Raw genomic sequence first — 18629 nt, forward strand, 5'->3', positions numbered from 1 at the left:
ATGTTATGAACTCTGCAAATGTCTCGCGAAGCGCCTCGGGTGGGTCAACTTCGCAGAACCAGTTACCCCGCGTCACGCCAGTGCCTGCCGGGACACCCAGCAATGTAGGACTCTCCGGTCGGTCAGGTGTTTCACTTTCCAGAGTTTCCCGTAGAGCGGTGTTCGCAACGACACCGGATGCATTGGCGGATATTTGCGAAAACGAGGTGAATCTGGCGGTCTGGCAGCGCCAGCTCAGTCCGGCACTGACTGCAGAGTGTGCAGCCTTTCTGGATCAGAAAGGCTTCAATAGCCATCGACTGGTGGTACCAGAGGCAAAAATCCAAAACCTGGGCGATGTGATACCGGGTCTCAATGCGTTCCCGAATTTACGTGCGGATATCGAGCTGCTGGCTGACATGTTCACCTGCCTGTTTGACCTGAGCGCCATTGGCATCCGGCTGAGTGTGCTGAGTGACACCATGTGCCCCCGGTTTCACGTGGACCGGGTGCCCTGCCGCCTGATTACAACGTATTCCGGTGTGGCGACTGAATGGTTGCCCCACGATCAGCTGGATCGCAGCAAGCTGGGTGCCGGCAGCGGTGGGCTTAGTGATGGGGAAAGTGGCCTCTATCCCCCTACCCAGTCCATTCAGTCACTGGCTGCTGGCGAGGTAGCACTACTGAAAGGCGAGCTGTGGGCGGGCAATGAAGGTGCGGGTCTCGTGCACCGATCCCCAGCAGTGGCGCCCGGCAGTCAGCGCCTGATTCTTACCTTTGACTTTGCCTCGTCTGACGACTGATTCTGAACGATTTGTTTCAAGGACTGATAATGAAAAAAACAGCGATCTCCCTCGCATTGATGACCATTTCTGGCCTGGCCAACGCACTCTCTGGCCAGGTGACAGACGCAGCCGGTAACCCTATTAGCGGTGCGGCGGTAGAGGTGACCGGTACTCTGTTGCAGACCCGCACCGATGAACAGGGCCGTTTCTCGCTCGACACGGCGAGCGGAGCAGCGAACGAGTTGCATATCAACGCACCCGGTTACAGCCACCAGACCCTGCGTTTCGAAAATGCCGATGTGGCGCCTTTGGTTATCACCCTGCGTCGCTCAGCAATCGAGCAGATCGATGTGACCGCAACGCCGTTGCACACTTCCACCATGGAATCTGCGCAGCCGGTGACCGTACTGGCCGGCGACAGTTTGCGGCGCAAGCAGGCGGCAACTCTGGGTGAAACCCTGAAAAACGAAGTCGGTGTGCACTCTACGTATTTTGGCCCCGTAGCCAGCAGCCCGGTGATTCGCGGTTTGAGCGGCCCCCGCGTACTGATTACCCAGAACAGTCTGGATGTGAGTGACGCATCCCGCGTTGGCCCGGACCATGTAGTCGCCACAGAGGCACTCACCGCTGAGCAGATCGAAATCCTGCGCGGTCCCGCCACCCTCTTCTACGGCTCCGGTGCCATTGGCGGTGTGGTAAACGTGGTCGATGACCGCGTGCCCTCTTCCAGTGAATCCAAGGGTGCCTTCCAGTTCGGCCACAGCACCGTAAACAGCGAGGAAGACGCCTCGTTCGCCTACACCGGTGGCGGCGAGCATTTTGCGTTCCATGTAGACGGTTTTACTCGCAAGGGTGATAACTACGAGATTCCTGGTGCTGCAGAACTCGAGTCCGATCGCGACCATGAGGGCGAGGAGCACGAAGAACACGAAGCACACGAAGAGAGTACCGTAGGCATCCTGGAAAACAGCGCTTCCGATAGCAAAGGCTTCAACCTCGGCGGTAGCGTGTTGCTGGAAAACGGTTTTATTGGCCTCGCCTATGGCCGCCTGGAGCGGGTAAACGGAATTCCAGGTCACAGCCACGCCCATGGTGATGAGCATGGGGACGAGGAGCACGGGGAAGAGCACGCAGAATCCGAGATGCATGAGCACGAGGAAGAAGCGGAAGTGCTCTCCGACCTGAAACAGGATCGCTGGCAGCTGATCAGTGAACTGAGCCTGGATAACAACCTGCTGAGCGGCGTTAACACGCGCATCGGTTATACCGATTACGAACACGTCGAAATCGAAAACAACACTATTGGCACCCTGTTCCAGAACGAGACGGTACAGGCGCGTGTGGACCTCTTGCTACAGGAAATGGCTGGCTGGCGCGGTGCTGTCTCAGTTGAAGGTAAGTCGAGCGATTTTGCCGCAGTTGGCGAAGAGGCTTTCACCTCACCCAGTCGTACTGACACACTGGCGATTGCTCTGATGCAGGAAAAGCACATGGGTGATTTCCTGTGGCAGCTCGGCGCGCGTGTAGAGAAGGTCTCTATCGAAGCCGATCCTATTCCTTGGGAAGCGCATGAGCATGAGCACGAGGAAGAACACGAAGGCGAAGAGCACGCGCATGAAGAAGCGGAACTGCTGGTATTCGATGAGCTTGATTTCACGCCATATAGTGTTTCCGCAGGTGTGGTGTGGGATTTTGCCGCAGACTACAACGCGGGCTTGTCTCTGACCCACGCTCAGCGTGCACCGAGTGCGTCAGAACTCTTTTCCTACGGTCCACATATCGGTACCGGAAGCTTTGAGGTAGGTGCATTGTTTGACCTGCATGTAACCGACGAGCCCCACTTCGATTACGGCAGCGATGTGCAAGAAGAGGTATCCAACAACCTCGATCTCAGCTTGCGCAAGCATTCCGGAGACATCGGCTGGGTGGTAAACCTGTTCTACAACCAAGTGGGTAACTTCTACTACGAGCGGGATAGTGGTTTTACCAGTGAAGATTTCGAAGGCCATGATCACGAAGAGCATGCGCACGAGGAAGGTGAAGAGCACGAGCATGCCCACGACCACGGTGCCCTGCCCGTGTATGTGTTCGAGCAAGCGGATAGCGTGCTCTACGGTATGGAAGCGCAGCTGGCATGGCAGTTCTCAGAGCCCTTCACCCTGACCCTGTGGGGTGACAGTATTCGCGGCAAGCTAAAAGACGGTGGTAATCTGCCGCGTATTCCTCCAGTGCGCCTCGGTGGGCAACTGACTTACGCGCAAAACGGTTGGGAAGCTGGCTTCGGCGCCTCCCACTATTTTGAGCAGGACAAAGTGGCGGAGCTGGAAACGGCTACCGATAGCTACACCCTGGTGGAAGCGGAGCTGGGCTATACCTTCGCCAGCAACTTCGGTGACATGACCGTATTCCTGAAAGGTCACAATCTCACCGATGAAGAAGCCCGTGTACATGCCTCCTTCCTGAAAGACCGCGCCCCGCTTCCGGGCCGTAGTTTCAGCCTTGGCATGCGCGGCACTTTCTAATTGATTTAAATATTTCTCGAATTTGACCTGAGCCCAGGTCAGGGAAAAGGAAAAAGTAGTAATGAAACCGACAACAGCAGCGACAGACAAGATCGCCATTGGCCTATCTGCAATGTGTACTATCCACTGTCTGGCGTTGCCGCTGGTATTGGCACTGGTGCCTAGTATGGCGGCACTGGGCCTGGATAACGAGGCGTTTCACCTGTGGATGGTGCTGGCGGTAATACCCACCAGTGTATATGCGCTGACCATGGGCTGTAAGCAACACAAGCGTTACCGCGTTGTTGTGCTGGGTGGTGCCGGCCTGATATTACTCGCCGCCGCAGTTCTCCTGGGCGAATCCGCTGGAGAGTTGGGTGAGAAGTTTCTGACGGTTAGCGGTGCCAGTCTGGTTGCATTCGGACATCTGTGGAATTACCGCCTGTGCCAGCAGCCTTCTGACTGCGCCTGCCCCACCTCCAGCAACAGTTAAGCGAGACAGGCAATGCTACGGGATTATTTTATCGCGCTCGAAACGCACCCCGAGGATGCCCCTTTGGCGCTACACGATGTTATCGAGCAGTTGGCATTTAACGAGCAGGGATTGATCCCGGTAATCACTCAGGATGCGCAGAGTAAAACGGTTCTGATGTTCGCCTGGATGAACAAAGAGTCCCTGCTTGCCACCATAGAGACCCAGCGCGTTACCTACTGGTCACGGAGTCGCGAGCAGTTGTGGGTCAAGGGTGAGACCAGTGGCCATGTGCAGTCCCTGGTTTCCATGGCCTTCGATTGCGATGGCGATGTGGTGCTCTGCCAGGTAGAGCAGCAAGGCGCCGCCTGCCATACCGGCCGGCGGTCGTGTTTTTATCTGCAGGTCGATTCGGAGCAGCGAAAAATCTGGGTTACCGGAGATCCTGTATCCGTATGACCTCGACATTGATTAAGCATGCGCGATTGGTCAACGAAGGCGATGTGATCGATGCGGATGTTCGAATTGTTGGCGAGCGGATCGCAAAAATTTGCCCGGAAATCGCCGCAACGCCCGGCGATCGCGTGATCGACGCAGACGGGGCCTATCTACTGCCGGGCATGATCGACGACCAGGTGCACTTTCGCGAGCCCGGCCTTACCCACAAAGGCACTATCGCCAGCGAATCCCGAGCAGCGGTTGCAGGCGGCATTACCAGCTATATGGAAATGCCAAATGTGAACCCCGCCACCACCACCATTGAAGCTCTCGAAGACAAGTACGCGATAGCTGCCACGAGCTCGGCCGCCAATTTCGCATTCTATCTGGGCGCTACAGAGGACAATCTCGAGCAGATCAAGCGGCTCGATCCGGTCAGGCACTGTGGTGTAAAAGTCTTTATGGGTGCCTCTACCGGCGACCTTCTGGTAGAGCACCCTGCGGCGCTGGATACGATTTTCCGCGAGTCGCCAGCGCTGATCGTTACCCACTGTGAAAGTAGCCCGATCATTCGTCGAAACCACGAGGTATTGCGGCGCTCTAAATCGGTGCTGACGATCGAAGATCACCCAAAGCTACGTGATACTGATGCGTGTTTTGCGTCATCTTCCTACGCGGTTGATTTGGCGAAGAAATACGGTAGTCAATTACATGTATTGCATATCACCACGGAAAAGGAGTTGGCTCTTTTTGAGCCCGGGCCGGTTCAGGGCAAGCAAATCACGGCAGAAGCTTGCGTACATCACTTGTGGTTTTCCGACGAGGATTACCCGCGTCTCGGCAATCTGATCAAATGTAATCCATCTATCAAAAGCCAGCGCGATCGCAATGCTTTGATTCAGGCGTTACATAGTAATCAGATCGACATTATTGCTACCGACCATGCGCCCCATACGTGGGAGGAAAAGCAGGTTGATTACGAACAGGCACCGGCAGGATTGCCCCTGGTGCAACATGCCCTGCTGACCTTGATGGACCACGTGAAACACGGACGTATGAGTGTGGCGCAGGTTGTCGAAAAAACGGCGCACAACCCCGCGATTCGCTATGGCGTGATTGGCCGAGGTTACCTCCGCGAAGGCTACTTTGCCGACCTGGTACTGGTCGATCCAGACACCGCTACCTCGGTATCCAACGAGAACACCCTATATCACTGCGGCTGGTCACCGTTTGCGGGACACGATTTTTCTTCGCAAATTGTTGGCACCTGGGTCAATGGCCGACAGGTCTACAGCAGCGATGGTATTGCCGCAGCTGAGATCGTCGCGATGCCCCTTTCTTTTGATCGCTGATAACCCGTGCGTCAAACACCTATAGAGCAACGGTGGCACACCAAGGCCCCTCAACACATCGTTGACGGGCTTAGAGTCTTTTGAATCTTCAGATTTAGGCAAGAGTTACATGCAGTTTACCGGATCCCTCCCCGATATCGCCAAAACCCAGATTGAAACGGGTACCTACCCGTTACAGTGGGTTGGTATGGAAGGTATCGCCGTTCCCCTGACTCTCTCTCTGGCTGGCGGCCAAGAGCAGGTGGTTGCCGCCACAGCGAATGTGTATGTCAGCCTCGACGATGCCGCCGAGAAAGGCATCCATATGTCGCGGCTGCATGCGATCCTCAACGAGCTGGCCGCGACCACTTGTGACAAAGAAGGCCTGGATACACTTCTGGGGAAAATGGTCGAATCTCAGTCGGGAATCAGCCAAAGCGCGAAAATTGATCTGGCTTTCGACCTGCTGCTGCCCAAAACTTCGCTGTTGAGTAACGAGACCGGCTACCAGACCTATCGCGTTGCGATCAGTGGTCAATATTGCAAAGGCGTCTACGACTATGGGTTACAGGTAACTATTCCCTATTCCAGTACCTGTCCCTGTTCCGCCGCGCTTTCACGTCAGCTGCTGTCAAACGCCCTTGATGAGGCGTTCACCACCCCGCAAGTTGAGAAACAGGCACTGCTGACGCAGGTACAGGCCGCGAGCGTTGCCACACCCCATAGCCAGCGCTCTTATGCTTATCTGGACCTAACATTGGGTGACAGCAGCTGGCCATCGTTACCATCCCTTATTTTCAGTTTCGAGGAAGCGATCGGTACACCGGTCCAGACCATGGTCAAGCGCAGCGATGAACAGGAATTCGCGCGGCTGAACGCGAATAACCTGATGTTTTGTGAAGATGCGGCGCGAAAAATCAAGGCAGTATTGGAGCAGTCGACCTGGGTAAAAGACTACTGGTTCAAAGTTGAGCATCAGGAAAGCCTCCATGCACACAATGCTGTAGTGATCGATCGAAAGGCTTGTATCGATTAATCCCCTCTAAACTATTTGAACTGTGCCACGAGTGCAGGTCAACAACTGAGAAGTGAAAGGTCTATGTTCGGAGAAATCAATCGCTCCACCGAAGAGCTAGATAGGGAAGCGGCGAGTTGCTGCAGTAGCGAAAGTTGCTGTGCACCTCAAGCGCCCGTTACACGGTCGACCCCAAAGGTTGGGCGCAATGACCCCTGCCCTTGTGGTAACGGTAAGAAATTCAAGAAGTGCTGTGGGAAAAACCTCTAATACGCAGTCATTTTGTGCGTCTTATAAGCTTTGCCCTTTCGTATGGAAACCTGAATCATGTCATCCGTGTCTGAAACTGAAAACGCATCCACCATTTTCGTAACACTCCCGGACGGGTCCCAGCGCGCCTTTCCACTCTCGACGACCGTTCTGGAGGTCGCGACCGCCATTGGCCCCGGGCTTGCCAGAAATACGCTAGCGGGCAAGGTGGATGGTAAGCTTGTCGACGCTGTGGACCCGATCAAGCAGGATGCGGCGCTCCAGATCATCACACCGAAGGATGATGAGGGCCTGGAGATTATCCGTCACTCCTGTGCGCACCTGATTGGGCACGCAGTGAAGCAGCTCTATCCAAGTGCGAAAATGGTCATCGGCCCTGTGATTGACGAGGGTTTCTACTATGACATCGCCTTCGAGCGCCCGTTTACCCATGAAGATCTTGCGGCGATCGAGAAGCGCATGCGCGAGTTGATCGCCAAGGATTATGACGTGGTCAAACGGGTACTGCCCCGCGAGGAGGTCATTGGTATCTTTTCGGAGCGCGGTGAAGACTACAAGTTGCGCCTGATTGAGGATATGCCCGCTGAGCAGAAAATGGGCATGTACTTTCATGAGGAGTACGTGGACATGTGCCGCGGCCCCCATGTGCCGAACACACGCTTTCTGAAGCACTTCAAACTGACCAAACTGTCTGGCGCCTACTGGCGTGGCGATGCCAATAACGAACAGCTTCAACGTATCTACGGCACCGCCTGGGCCGACAAGAAACAGCTCAAGTCCTATATCCAGCGTATCGAAGAAGCCGAAAAGCGCGATCACCGCAAACTTGGTCGAGAACTGGACCTGTTCCACTTCCATGACGATGCCCCAGGTGCCGTATTCTGGCACCCCAAAGGCTGGTCTGTGTTCCAGCAGCTGATTGCGTATATGCGTCGTTGTCAGCAGGACGCGGGCTACGTAGAGATGAACTCCCCCGACGTGATGGATCGCAGTCTTTGGGAGATTTCCGGCCACTGGCAGAACTACCGCGATCACATGTTCACCACGGAGACGGAAGATGGCCGCGCGCTCGCGCTGAAGCCAATGAATTGCCCGGGTAGCGTGCTGCTGTATCGTCACGGACTCAAGAGCTATCGCGATCTGCCCATCCGCATGTGTGAATTCGGCAAGGTGCATCGCTACGAACCTTCCGGTGCGCTACACGGATTACTGCGTGTGCGCCACTTTACCCAGGATGATGCGCATATCTACTGCACTCCCCAGCAGATGGACAAGGAATGTCGCGAGGTAGTTGCCCTCGTGTTGGAGATTTACCGCCAATTCGGTTTTGAAGACGTGCGGATCAAGCTTTCCACACGCCCCGATAACCGTATGGGCGACGATGCCACCTGGGATCAGCTTGAGGGCGCACTGGTGCGCTCACTGGAAAGCATGGGGCTCACCTATCAGGTGAACCCCGGTGAAGGGGCCTTCTATGGGCCAAAACTCGAGTTTGTACTGCGCGATGCCATTGGCCGCGACTGGCAGTGCGGCACCCTGCAGGTAGATATGAACCTACCGGAGCGTTTCGGCATTGAATATGTTGCTCAAGACGGTGAGCGCAAGCGTCCGGTCATGCTCCACCGTGCCCTCTTCGGCTCGCTTGAACGTTTCACCGGTATTTTGATCGAGCACCACGCAGGAAAGTTGCCTACCTGGCTGGCGCCGGTGCAAGCAGTGGTTCTCTCAATTACCGAGGATCACGCGACTTATGTGAAAGACGTAGCAAAGCTGTTGCGTGGAGCCGGGGTGCGCGCTGAGTCTGACGTGCGCAACGAAAAGATCGGCTACAAGATCCGCGAGCAAACCCTACAACGGGTGCCATTCCTTTTGGTAGCCGGCGCCAGAGAGCGTGATACCGGCACCATCGCTATTCGCAGTCGCGACGGTGAGGATCTGGGTACCCTGCCCTTGGAGGAAGCCCTTGCGTTGCTGACGCAGGAAGCACAAGGACCAGACGAGGCAGCTCGTGCGCGCAGACAAGCGGACCTGACGGAATTACTGGAAGGTAGCCCAAGCTAGTCTTCAGTCAGCAAATACCACCTTATCCATTGCTTAACCGCCGGCTAACGCCGGCCGTTAAGCAGTCAACCAGAAGCAAGAGGAAGAGCGATATGGAAGCGTCTTTTATACCGCAGAACTATCAAGAGTGGCGGCGTTGCATTACCGTCACCTGTGGTCTGGAGCTGACGGAAACTTTTATCAACAGCCGCATACAGTCACTCAAGAACGAGTCGGACTACATGACCAAGCGCTTTGTTGAGCTTTATGGCGAGGCGCAACGCCAGCGCACCCTTGAGTGGTTCGTGCGCGCGAGTGAAGAAATAAAACATCCCAGCCTGTAATTCCACGATTCTGCTGGGTAACACCCCAACGCTTTCCATTCTGTCATACTCGGAATTATCTAAATGACTACGCAGTTACCTGTAACGGTGCTCTCCGGTTTTCTCGGCGCCGGAAAAACGACCCTCCTGAATCAAATCCTGAACAATCGTGCGGATCTTCGTGTGGCGGTCATCGTCAACGACATGAGCGAAGTCAATATCGACGCAGCGCTCGTGAACAATGAGGTGCAGCTGAACCGTACAGAAGAAAAGCTGGTGGAAATGAGCAATGGTTGCATTTGCTGTACCCTGCGCGAAGATCTACTGCTGGAAGTTACCAAACTGGCGAAAGAAGGCCGCTTCGACTGTCTGGTGATCGAGTCCACTGGAATTTCCGAACCCCTGCCCGTGGCCGAGACGTTTACCTTTGCCGACGAAGACGGACAGAGCCTGTCTGAGGTCGCGCGGCTGGATACCATGGTTACCGTGGTGGATGGGGCCAATTTCCTCAAGGATTATCATGCGGCAGAGTCGCTCAAGGAGGCCGGTGAATATCTGGGCGACGAAGACGAGCGCAACGTGGCGGATTTGCTGGTGGATCAGATTGAGTTCTGTGACATTCTACTGATCAGCAAAATCGACCTCATTGGCGATACGCAACTGGAAGAGTTGAAAGCCGTTCTGCGCAGCCTCAACCCCCGGGCAGAAATTCTACCGATGGAAAAAGGTAGTGTTCCCATCGAAAAAGTACTGATGACCGGGAAATTCGACTTCGATCAGGCACAGCAGGCACCGGGCTGGCTGAAGGAGATGCGTGGCGAGCACACCCCGGAAACCGAAGAATATGGTATCAGTAGTTTCGCCTATCGCGCGCGCCGCCCTTTCCACCCACAGCGGCTGTTCGAGTTCTTTAACGATCCCCAGTTGAGCGGCAAGTTGCTGCGTTCCAAAGGTTATTTCTGGCTGGCCAGCCGTCCCCATTACGCTGGCACCTGGAGCCAGGCTGGCGGGATCGCCCAGCACGGCGCGGCCGGCTATTTCTGGGCGTCTGTACCGCGGGACGAATGGCCGGAAAACACCGAGCAGCAACAGTATATTCTCGATAACTGGGAGGAGCCGTTCGGTGACCGCCGTCAGGAGTTGGTGTTTATCGGCCAGAATCTTCCAGAGGCATGGATCAGAGAACGGCTGGATCAGTGCCTGCTAAACGACCTTGAGATGGAAGCTGGCGAGATAGTCTGGCGAACCATGCCCGACCCTTTTCCGGCGTGGGACTAGCGAAAACTCTTGCATTTGCAGATCGAATTTAAACCTCGCTACAGCGCAGGTAAAAAAAGCGGGCCAAATTGGCCCGCTTTTTAGGTTCAATTTACGTCGCTTTTACATGCGCTTTCAGCACACGTTAGCCTTCTGAATTGAGACCACGGCGCTCAAGCAACGCTTCAGTGGTGGGTTCCTGGCCGCGGAATTTGACATAGGATTCCATCGGCGGGCGGGAGTTTCCGGTTTCAAGGATATTCTTGCGGTACCAGTCTCCATTCTTACGCGTCAAACCACCGCGCTCTCGAATATACGCGAAGGCATCGGCGGCCAGAATTTCACTCCACATGTATGCGTAATAGCCGGCGGAATAGCCGCCACCGATAGAATGGGCGAAATAGGTGGACTTGTAGCGTGGCGGTACTGCGGCCAGGTCAACACCATGCTTTTTCAGTGCCGCTGCCTCGAACTTTTCTACGTCTTGAAGTTCCGCGTCCGCTGGCAGTGCGTGCCATTCCATATCCAGCAAGGCTGCAGACATATACTCCAGAGTGTCGAAGCCCATATTGAAGTTTTTGGCTTTCTGCACCTTCTCCAGTAGCTCTGCCGGAATTGGTTCGCCGGTTTTGTAGTGGTAAGCGTAATTTTCAAGTACTTCCGGCAATCCAGCCCAGTCCTCCTCAAAGGTTGACGGGAACTCGACGAAATCGCGGGATACGCTGGTGCCAGCCAGGCTGGGGTAACGGACATTGGAGAACATGCCGTGGAGACCATGACCCAATTCGTGGAACATGGTAGTCACGTGGTCATAGCTCACCAGCGTGGGCTCGCCCTCCGGGCCTTTTGGAATGTTCATGACATTCACCACCACCGGCTTCTGCTCAAGCAGGCCGGACTGGCCAACAAAAGAACTCATCCAGGCGCCGCCACGTTTGCCATCACGGGCAAAGTAGTCCGCATAGAAAATAGCCAGGCTTTTGCCGTCGTGATCAAACAGTTCATATGCCTTCACGTCGGGATGGTAGACCGGAAGGTCCGGGCGCTCTTCGAAACGGATACCGTAGAGACGGTTCATGGTATAGAAAAGGCCGTCGTTCAGAACGCGATTAAACTCAAAGTACTCACGTACTTCCTGTTCATTCAGGTCGTATTTGTCCTGACGGACTTTTTCAGCGTAGTAAGCCCAATCCCAGGGTTGAGCTTCAAACTCGCCGCCTTCACGCTCGATCATCGCTTGAATATCGGCTTGTTCCGCTTTGGTATTGCGGACGACTGCCGGGACCATGGAGCTCAGCATATTCAGCACACTTTCGGGCTTTTCAGCCATGGTGTTTACCAGCTGATATTCCGCCCAGTTGTCATAGCCGAGCAGTTTGGCCTTCTGTGCACGGATCTGAACCAGGCGCTGGACGATCGGGCGATTATCCAACTCCCCGGAAGTTCCGCGATTGGCCGACGCTTCCCAGATGCGCTGACGCAGCTCACGGTTTTTCAGCGATGTGAGGACCGGTTGACGGGTCGTGTTGGTGATGTTGATCAGGTACTTACCTTCGTGCCCGGCATCTGCCGCGGCCTGGGAGGCAGCCTTGATCGCGCTTTCGGAAAGCCCCTCAAGCTCCGCCTTGTCGTCGACGACCACTGCGATTTCTTTGGTGATCTTCAGCAGGTTCTGGCTGAATTTAGTGGTAAGGCTGGAATGCTCTTCATTAAGCGCGCGTAGTGTTTCTTTTTCATCTGCAGACAGTTTTGCACCGGCCTTCACAAAGTTGTCGTAGTACACTTCGAGCAGACGTTCGGACTCTGGATCCATCTCCAGTGCAACACGCTGCTCGTACAGGGATGAAACACGGGCGAACAGGTCATCGTTCAGATAGATGCTGTCCCAGTGGGCGGCAAGTTTCGGCGCAAGCTTGCTTTGCAGGGCGCGGCGCGCTTCATTACTGTCAGTGCCGGAGAGGTTGAAAAAGACGCGTGATGTGCGGGTCAGCAATGCGCCAGATTTCTCCATGGCAACGATCGTATTGGCGAAACTCGCTTTGTCCGCGTTCGTTGCGATGGCCTCGATTTCCTGCAGGTGCTCACGCATGCCCTGCTCAAATGCCGGCTCGAAGTGCTCATCCTTGATTTTACTGAAATCGGGGGCCTGATACTGAAGTGTACTTGCCTTCAGCAGCGGGTTGTTCTCATTGGAAGTGGCGGAGGATTCCGCAGTAACCTGGGCGTTCTCCCCAGCTGTGACCTGTTTCTCTTTGTCGACGACAGATTCAGGTGACTCTGAGCAGGCTGTCATCGCCACGATTGCAACCGCGAGCAGGGATTTACGCATGTTGTTCTCCGATATAGAAGTTGTTACGGGCATCAGCGAGATTTCACTGACGCACTTTGAATAATGGTGTGTGCACTCATCAGTAGTTGAGCGATTGCCATCTGCTGTGGCGATCAAAAATCAGGGATCGCACCTTGCCCAATCCCTCGACATTTATCTGATTTACCTGGTCAGGCCACCGCTCCTGCAGTGCGTCAAATGCAAACCAGAGCTCCGAGACGTTGTCTGGGCGCGGTACTTCCTGATATACCCATATAAATTTTCCATCCACTTCCTCACCAATGGTCGTCAGGGGCAGTGAAGTCCCTTCCGTCACGCCCATGCGGAAGTGCGCAGTAATATACCGCGCGAACTGTGCCTGCGCTTCTTTGTTCTCTGAAAGGTATACCTGTTTTCCGAGCAGTTCGCTTAGCGCATGTTCCGCATCGTGCACGTAAAACCGGTGCATGATTTCAACATTCTGAGTCTGGTCGCTGAAAACCACTCTGGTAATGGCGGTTTTCATCTGATGAGCCTGCGCTGTGCAGGCTATCAACATGGTAAAGAGAAAGATCAGTTTCCGCATGGTGCCCTACTCCCCGTTTACTTTTTGTGGAAGCCCGGTTTGGGCTCCTCTTTCTTTGTTTTCGAGTCGTGCATGATGTCCCGATAGACCGGGTCAGTGCGCTTTTCTTCCTTGTAAATTTGCAGGCGCGACTTGTTGATCCTACGGGGGAAGTGATTGTTATCGTTGTTGACATCAGCGGTTTCCCAGCGCGGATCAACCACTACTTGCTCAAGAACTTTATCCGTCACTACCAGTTTCGATACGGCATCTGGAGAGCGGCGCCAGATTTCTGCGGGAATATAGCGTTCTTCCACACTACCATCTTCGAACGTGAGCTGAAGCAAGATCGGCATGACCAGGCCACCCAGGTTGGAGAAGTCCATTACGTAGTAATTTTTGTCTTCGTCCAGTGCCCGCTTCAATACGTCCCGTTCCCAGGGCTCCAGATCGGCGAGCAACTGCGCGTATTCGTTGCGTTCTTTGTTGGTGACGGTGAAACGATCATTCTCGTCGTAGAAATCCCGGATGTCTTTATTTCTTTCCAGCCAGGTTTTATTGCCGGCATCGCGCTCGCGCTTTTCAAACAATGGCTGCGGTTTGTCCGCCTCTTCCTGACGACGGCGTTCAAAATCGATATCCGGGTTCAGGGTGTCGAGACGCAGTTGTTGTACGTTGTCGATACTGATATCGACATGATCGGTGGTGTAAAACCAGCCGCGCCAGAACCAGTCCAGATCCACGCCGCTGGCTTCTTCCATGGTGCGGAAAAAATCGGCCGGTGTCGGACGTTTGTACTGCCAGCGGGTCGCATACTCCTTGAAGGCGTAATCGAACAGTTCTCTTCCGAGAATGACTTCACGCAGGATATTCAGGGCAGCGGCAGGTTTGGTGTAGGCGTTCGGTCCCAGACGCAGTACGGAGTCTGACTGGGTCATGATCGGTACCTGAATATCGGACTTCATGTAGTCGACGATGTCCCGGGGTTCTACGCCCCATGGCATTTCCGGGTCCCACTCGCGGCCGGCGACGCCGTCGAGGAAGCTGTTCAGGCCCTCGTCCATCCAGGTCCACTGACGTTCATCGGAGTTGACGATCATCGGGAAGTAGATGTGGCCGATCTCGTGGATGACGACACCGATCAGGAAACGTTTCTCGGCTTGAGTCCAGGTGCGGCTGCCGTCTTCGTGCAGGGTAGTGCGCGGGCCGTTAAAGGTGATCATGGGGTATTCCATGCCGCCCACAGGACCATTTACGCTCTGTGCAACCGGATACGGGTAGTCGAAGGAAAAGCGCGAGTAGACCTCCATGGTGTGGATTACGGACTCGGTGGAGTACTTTTTCCAGAGTTCACCGCCCTCTTTCGGGTAGAAAGACATCGCCATCACCTCGGGCATGATGTCGCCACCCTGCTGATAGCCGCGGGCATCCCACATGAATTTACGTGATGAAGCCCAGGCAAAATCGCGAACTTTGTCCGCTTTAAACTGCCAGGTTTTGGTTTTACGAGTGCCTTCTTTCTCGTTTTCCAGTGCTTCCTCTTCGGTGACAATAAATACCGGACGCTTGGCATTGCGCGCCTTCTCCAACCGATCGCGCTGTGTTTTTGTCAGCACTTCTTCGGGGTTTTGCAGGCTTCCGGTGGACGATACGATATGATCCGCCGGCACGGTCAGATTGACTTCGTAATTGCCGAATTCGAGGGTGAATTCCCCGCGTCCGAGAAACTCCTTGTTGGTCCAGGCTTCGTAATCGGTGTAGGCGTGTAAGCGTGGGAACCACTGTGCCAGCAGGAAGATATCGTTGCCCCCGTCTCGGGCATCGTCCGGGAAGTGCTCGTAGCCGGAGCGGGCGGAAACCGCATCTTCTTCCACGATATTGAAGGCAAAATCCATGCTGAAGGTGAGCTGTTCACCGGGCTTCAGCGGTTGTGCCAGGTCGACACGCATGTTGGTGCCGACAATGGTGGTGCGCAGAGAGTTGCCATTGGCATCTTTCACGTTGCGGATGGTGTAGCCGACTTCGTTATCGGCAAGCCACTGTTGCCGGCGCAGTTCCCCAAAAGTAATTCCCGCTGGTGCTTCGGGCGACTCTGAGCGGGTACCGGGCCCCCGATTACCCAGCCCGCCGAACGCGAGCGTGGTTTCCGCCATTGAATCCAGGCGGAACCGGTTCTGGTCCAGCTGAAACCACAGAAATTTGAGCGTATCTGGCGAGTTGTTGGAATAGGTGATGGTCTGGCTGGCGTTGAGAGCGCGCTTGTCTTCGTCTAGGCGGGCATCAATGCGGTAATCCACCTGCTGTTGCCAGTATGCCTGTCCGGGTTCCCCACCGGCATTGCGGTAGACATTTGCGGTTGGCAGCAACTCGTCTAGCTGACGAAACTTATCGCCTGTTACGTTCAGGGGATCAGCGGCCTGAGTCAGGGCTGCGGGAGAGAGTACAAGGAGCGCCACTGAGAGGCGGGCGACAAGTTTCAGCTTCATTGATTGGTTTCCAGCCGTATCACATCGACGTTACATCATATCAATATGTCACCGGAGGGCAACCGTGTAATATGTTGATTTATCGTGAAAACATGGCGCTTTACCCTGGCTTTTGCATGGATAGCATTGCGATGTTCGGCTTTTGGCTGGCGGGTCGAAATTTTCAGCGGTACTTGTTCGCAGGGAAATTAACCGTCGCTCGCACTCGAGCTTGCTTTGGCTGCCAACCAGCTTGCTTCAGTGGCGTCCCAGTCGAGTGGCTCGGCGTTAATCAACTCCACACGGCTTTCGAGCGCGTCATCCAGCTCAATCACCGTTAAAACATCGCCGGCCTTGTTAAACCCGAAGACCCCCTGCTCGGCAATAAAAACACCTTTTAGGCGCTCACACTCTGTACCACTGATCAGCGAGAACAATTTGTCATAATCGAACAGAAGTGTGGCATCGAAGCGCCAACCACAGCTGTGGTACCCCTCGCCGCTGTTTTCGGCCCTCTGATAGCCACAGGCCGGTAGCGGCTCGTCTTCTGCCAGCACAGGGGTGTGATGATGGGCGCGCTTCTCCGGGAGTTGAAACATGCTCGGTGCCTGCAGCCATTCGGGCTGTATCCTGCCCTGCTCCACGGTTTGCAATGGTTTGTCGGACTCGCCGGGCAGGAAGGCGAGATAGCGCCGAAGGTTTTCAAGGTCTTCCGACCCGTAGAGGTCGGATTTATTGGCGACCACCAAGTCGGCGACCTCAATTTGCTGGCGAAATGTATCACTGCGCAAATAGCGTTCATTCATGACGCAGCGTGCATCGACCAGTGTGAGTGTTGCGCGCAGGTCCAATACACCATTGCGAACGCCGTCAGACAGTGTTTCCAGTACTTCCCGCGGATGACCCAGTCCGGTGGGTTCGATCAGAAGCCGGTGGGGGCGCGCTTTGGTGAGTAGTTGGTTTAATGCGACCTGCATGGGTAAGCCTGCGGCGCAACACATGCAACCACCGGGCACCTCGCGAATAAATACTTCGCTATCCCTCTCCGGGCCAAACAGCGCGCCATCGACGCCGACCTCGCCAAATTCGTTGACCAGTACCGCCCAGCGTTCGTTGGTGGGCTTGCTTGCCAGTAGGTACTGAATGGCTGTGGTTTTCCCGACACCCAGGAAGCCGGTGATTACATTGGTTGGGACCTGTTGGATCATTTCACGAGCCTGAAGTGGTGGCTATCTGGGCACAATCGTCGCACAGGCAATCGAGCTCCAGCTGAGTGGATTGCAATCGAAACCCGGCCCCTTTTACCGCATCAGTCAGGGCGGAAATGACTTCAGGGCTAATGGCGATCTCAATGACCTTGTTGCAGCTTCCGCAAATCAGAAACTGGGGTGTTCCATGGTGGTGTTTACAATTGATATGGGCGCAGGCGAGGTATTTGTTTTCGGAATTGAGTTTGTGTGCGAGGTTTTCTTTCGCCAGAAAATTCAGCATACGGTAGACGGACATTGCCGGAATTGGCTCAGCGTAATCCCGAAGATATTGATCGACGATATCGTACGCAGAAAGCGGTTTTCTGGCTCGCAGCAGTACTGCGAGCACATTCTTGCGCTTCTCGGTGAGTCGTGCACCTGTAGCCCGACAGGCGTCCTCGGCGGCTCCGAGTGTGCGTTTGATTTGGGACACGTTCATCGATTACTTCAGTTTCAGGGTTCGGTTTTTCGCGGTCAGAGCGACGGCCCCCTGGCGGGTGGCAGTGAGCCACTGTACTTCAATTTTGTGGATATTGGGGAACTGGTCAAACAAAGTAACGTAAATGCTCTCGAGCGCGTTCAGATTTTTACAGCGAAAAAGATACGTGGCGCGGAAGCTCGAGTGTTCGGAGTGCACCGCGTGATGCGCGTGCGCCTCGTGCGCGCCATGTCCGTCGTGCTCATGATGAGCCTCACCATGCTCGCCGCTCCCGTGATCCCGCTCGCCATGTGGGGGCGTGACATCGGTGTCTTGTAGCTGGCACTCTGTCCCACTAAAGCGCAATAGCTGTGCTGGGATCGCCAGCTGCTTAGTGGCTACCGCCAGGGCTTGGAATTCATCCGGGTTTTCAGGTTTGTGTTCAAAACCCACCAGATTGGCTCCCGGGGATTCAAATTCAATCTGCAGAGTTTCATCACTGGTGGCGATCGTCAGCAGCGCCTCGCCGTGCACGTGTGCAGTGTGCTGCGCGTGAGCGGTAAACGCCATAAGAAGCATGGGAAAAAGGAACAGCTTTCGCTTTGTGGTCACTTTTGTCGGCCTCGGGTTGGATTGTCTGCGCCAGGGCGCTTCTGTGCCGAGCATCCGGGACCGGATCCATGACATAGAACGCTTGCGGAACATTGATGTTACACCATATCATTCGAGTGCCAGTATAATCAACAGCAGTGACGCTAAGCCCCTATGTCTTTAATCTCCGAACAAGAACTCCTGAATATGCCAGCAGCTGACTACATGAACGCTCAGCAGTTGGAATTTTTCAAGCATCGATTGCGGCAGCTTCAAGAGGAAACGCGCGCAGAAATCGAAGCCGTACGCGAGACAATTGCCACGGCGGACCTACAAGCGGCGGATGAATTGGACCGTGCAGTCGCCGAGGAAGAAAACCGACAGAGTCTCCGGTTCACCGAGCGCAAATACTTCCTGTTGCGTAAGGTACAGCGCTCGCTGGATAAAATTGAAGACGGCAGTTACGGCTACTGTGAAGTGAGTGGCGATCCGATTGGGTTGAAGAGACTACTTTTGCGCCCCACTGCGGAGCTCTCGTTTGAGGAGAAATCCCGTCAGGAGCAGCAGGAACGCAACTTTCGCAAACAGCGATAAGATTGCGGCCACTGCGCTTCACGTCGG

The 18629-nt window shown here is 54.9% G+C and carries 17 protein-coding genes; 11 read left to right on the forward strand and 6 right to left on the reverse strand.

Features of this window, described 5'->3' with window-relative positions; genetic code table 11:
* The first annotated feature begins 158 nt into the window (after positions 1 to 158).
* From ACXAG1_RS02480 to zigA, 10 genes are all read left to right on the forward strand, one after another.
* The gene (locus ACXAG1_RS02480) at positions 159 to 782 is read left to right on the forward strand and encodes a DUF1826 domain-containing protein (protein ID WP_475093009.1); all 624 of its coding nucleotides are present in this window, start codon (positions 159 to 161) and stop codon (positions 780 to 782) included.
* A gap of 29 nt (positions 783 to 811) precedes the next feature.
* Positions 812 to 3286: a TonB-dependent receptor gene (locus ACXAG1_RS02485; RefSeq protein ID WP_475118845.1), complete on the forward strand. Its 2475-nt coding sequence runs from the start codon at positions 812 to 814 to the stop codon at positions 3284 to 3286.
* A gap of 61 nt (positions 3287 to 3347) precedes the next feature.
* Complete coding sequence (locus ACXAG1_RS02490; RefSeq protein WP_475093007.1) at positions 3348 to 3758, forward strand: MerC domain-containing protein; 411 nt, start codon at positions 3348 to 3350, stop codon at positions 3756 to 3758.
* Between the two features lie 12 nt (positions 3759 to 3770).
* A complete protein-coding gene (gene hisI, locus ACXAG1_RS02495; protein WP_475093006.1) occupies positions 3771 to 4196 on the forward strand; it encodes a phosphoribosyl-AMP cyclohydrolase in 426 nt (141 codons plus the stop codon).
* Positions 4193 to 5527 carry a dihydroorotase gene (locus ACXAG1_RS02500; RefSeq protein WP_475093005.1) on the forward strand — a complete coding sequence of 445 codons (1335 nt, stop codon included), beginning with the start codon at positions 4193 to 4195 and terminating at the stop codon, positions 5525 to 5527. Before hisI ends, ACXAG1_RS02500 begins: the two co-directional genes overlap by 4 nt.
* A gap of 109 nt (positions 5528 to 5636) precedes the next feature.
* Positions 5637 to 6542: a GTP cyclohydrolase FolE2 gene (gene folE2, locus ACXAG1_RS02505; RefSeq protein ID WP_475093004.1), complete on the forward strand. Its 906-nt coding sequence runs from the start codon at positions 5637 to 5639 to the stop codon at positions 6540 to 6542.
* 63 nt (positions 6543 to 6605) lie between these two features.
* Positions 6606 to 6791, forward strand: a complete 186-nt coding sequence (locus ACXAG1_RS02510; protein WP_475118846.1) for an SEC-C metal-binding domain-containing protein — start codon at positions 6606 to 6608, stop codon at positions 6789 to 6791.
* Between the two features lie 57 nt (positions 6792 to 6848).
* On the forward strand, positions 6849 to 8852 hold the full coding sequence (gene thrS / locus ACXAG1_RS02515) for a threonine--tRNA ligase (protein ID WP_475118847.1): 2004 nt from the start codon (positions 6849 to 6851) through the stop codon (positions 8850 to 8852).
* Positions 8853 to 8944: 92 nt separating this feature from the next.
* A complete protein-coding gene (locus ACXAG1_RS02520) occupies positions 8945 to 9175 on the forward strand; it encodes a hypothetical protein (protein ID WP_475093001.1) in 231 nt (76 codons plus the stop codon).
* Between the two features lie 63 nt (positions 9176 to 9238).
* Positions 9239 to 10432 carry a zinc metallochaperone GTPase ZigA gene (gene zigA, locus ACXAG1_RS02525; RefSeq protein ID WP_475093000.1) on the forward strand — a complete coding sequence of 398 codons (1194 nt, stop codon included), beginning with the start codon at positions 9239 to 9241 and terminating at the stop codon, positions 10430 to 10432.
* Positions 10433 to 10556: 124 nt separating this feature from the next.
* Here zigA and ACXAG1_RS02530 read toward each other — a convergent pair whose 3' ends face one another.
* From ACXAG1_RS02530 to ACXAG1_RS02555, 6 genes are all read right to left on the reverse strand, one after another.
* The gene (locus ACXAG1_RS02530; protein WP_475092999.1) at positions 10557 to 12740 is read right to left on the reverse strand and encodes a M3 family metallopeptidase; all 2184 of its coding nucleotides are present in this window, start codon (positions 12738 to 12740) and stop codon (positions 10557 to 10559) included.
* Between the two features lie 79 nt (positions 12741 to 12819).
* Positions 12820 to 13305, reverse strand: coding sequence for a DUF6702 family protein (locus ACXAG1_RS02535; RefSeq protein WP_475092998.1), 486 nt, complete (start codon positions 13303 to 13305; stop codon positions 12820 to 12822).
* A 17-nt stretch (positions 13306 to 13322) separates the two neighbouring features.
* Entirely contained in the window at positions 13323 to 15770 is a 2448-nt protein-coding gene (locus ACXAG1_RS02540) for a M1 family metallopeptidase (RefSeq protein WP_475118848.1), read from the reverse strand.
* 188 nt (positions 15771 to 15958) lie between these two features.
* Positions 15959 to 16957, reverse strand: a complete 999-nt coding sequence (locus ACXAG1_RS02545; protein WP_475118849.1) for a CobW family GTP-binding protein — start codon at positions 16955 to 16957, stop codon at positions 15959 to 15961.
* A 1-nt stretch (position 16958) separates the two neighbouring features.
* Complete coding sequence (locus ACXAG1_RS02550) at positions 16959 to 17438, reverse strand: Fur family transcriptional regulator (protein WP_475092995.1); 480 nt, start codon at positions 17436 to 17438, stop codon at positions 16959 to 16961.
* Positions 17439 to 17441: 3 nt separating this feature from the next.
* Positions 17442 to 18122 (reverse strand): ZrgA family zinc uptake protein, encoded by a 681-nt coding sequence (locus ACXAG1_RS02555; protein WP_475092994.1) that lies wholly within the window; start codon positions 18120 to 18122, stop codon positions 17442 to 17444.
* A gap of 93 nt (positions 18123 to 18215) precedes the next feature.
* Here ACXAG1_RS02555 and ACXAG1_RS02560 point away from each other — a divergent pair, with 93 nt between their 5' ends.
* Positions 18216 to 18602 carry a TraR/DksA family transcriptional regulator gene (locus tag ACXAG1_RS02560; RefSeq protein WP_475092993.1) on the forward strand — a complete coding sequence of 129 codons (387 nt, stop codon included), beginning with the start codon at positions 18216 to 18218 and terminating at the stop codon, positions 18600 to 18602.
* Positions 18603 to 18629 lie beyond the last annotated feature (27 nt).

Source organism: Microbulbifer sp. ABE4_465 (assembly GCF_056160765.1).

Bases quoted from the DNA above. Each gene is read 5' to 3' on its own strand.
- ACXAG1_RS02485 (WP_475118845.1), top strand. From the start codon at position 812: ATGAAAAAAACAGCGATCTCCCTCGCATTGATGACCATTTCTGGCCTG.
- ACXAG1_RS02490 (WP_475093007.1), top strand. From the start codon at position 3,348: ATGAAACCGACAACAGCAGCGACAGACAAGATCGCCATTGGCCTATCT.
- hisI (WP_475093006.1), top strand. From the start codon at position 3,771: ATGCTACGGGATTATTTTATCGCGCTCGAAACGCACCCCGAGGATGCC.
- ACXAG1_RS02500 (WP_475093005.1), top strand. From the start codon at position 4,193: ATGACCTCGACATTGATTAAGCATGCGCGATTGGTCAACGAAGGCGAT.
- folE2 (WP_475093004.1), top strand. From the start codon at position 5,637: ATGCAGTTTACCGGATCCCTCCCCGATATCGCCAAAACCCAGATTGAA.
- ACXAG1_RS02510 (WP_475118846.1), top strand. From the start codon at position 6,606: ATGTTCGGAGAAATCAATCGCTCCACCGAAGAGCTAGATAGGGAAGCG.
- thrS (WP_475118847.1), top strand. From the start codon at position 6,849: ATGTCATCCGTGTCTGAAACTGAAAACGCATCCACCATTTTCGTAACA.
- ACXAG1_RS02520 (WP_475093001.1), top strand. From the start codon at position 8,945: ATGGAAGCGTCTTTTATACCGCAGAACTATCAAGAGTGGCGGCGTTGC.
- zigA (WP_475093000.1), top strand. From the start codon at position 9,239: ATGACTACGCAGTTACCTGTAACGGTGCTCTCCGGTTTTCTCGGCGCC.
- ACXAG1_RS02530 (WP_475092999.1), bottom strand. From the start codon at position 12,740: ATGCGTAAATCCCTGCTCGCGGTTGCAATCGTGGCGATGACAGCCTGC.
- ACXAG1_RS02535 (WP_475092998.1), bottom strand. From the start codon at position 13,305: ATGCGGAAACTGATCTTTCTCTTTACCATGTTGATAGCCTGCACAGCG.
- ACXAG1_RS02540 (WP_475118848.1), bottom strand. From the start codon at position 15,770: ATGAAGCTGAAACTTGTCGCCCGCCTCTCAGTGGCGCTCCTTGTACTC.
- ACXAG1_RS02545 (WP_475118849.1), bottom strand. From the start codon at position 16,957: ATGATCCAACAGGTCCCAACCAATGTAATCACCGGCTTCCTGGGTGTC.
- ACXAG1_RS02550 (WP_475092995.1), bottom strand. From the start codon at position 17,438: ATGAACGTGTCCCAAATCAAACGCACACTCGGAGCCGCCGAGGACGCC.
- ACXAG1_RS02555 (WP_475092994.1), bottom strand. From the start codon at position 18,122: ATGTTCCGCAAGCGTTCTATGTCATGGATCCGGTCCCGGATGCTCGGC.
- ACXAG1_RS02560 (WP_475092993.1), top strand. From the start codon at position 18,216: ATGCCAGCAGCTGACTACATGAACGCTCAGCAGTTGGAATTTTTCAAG.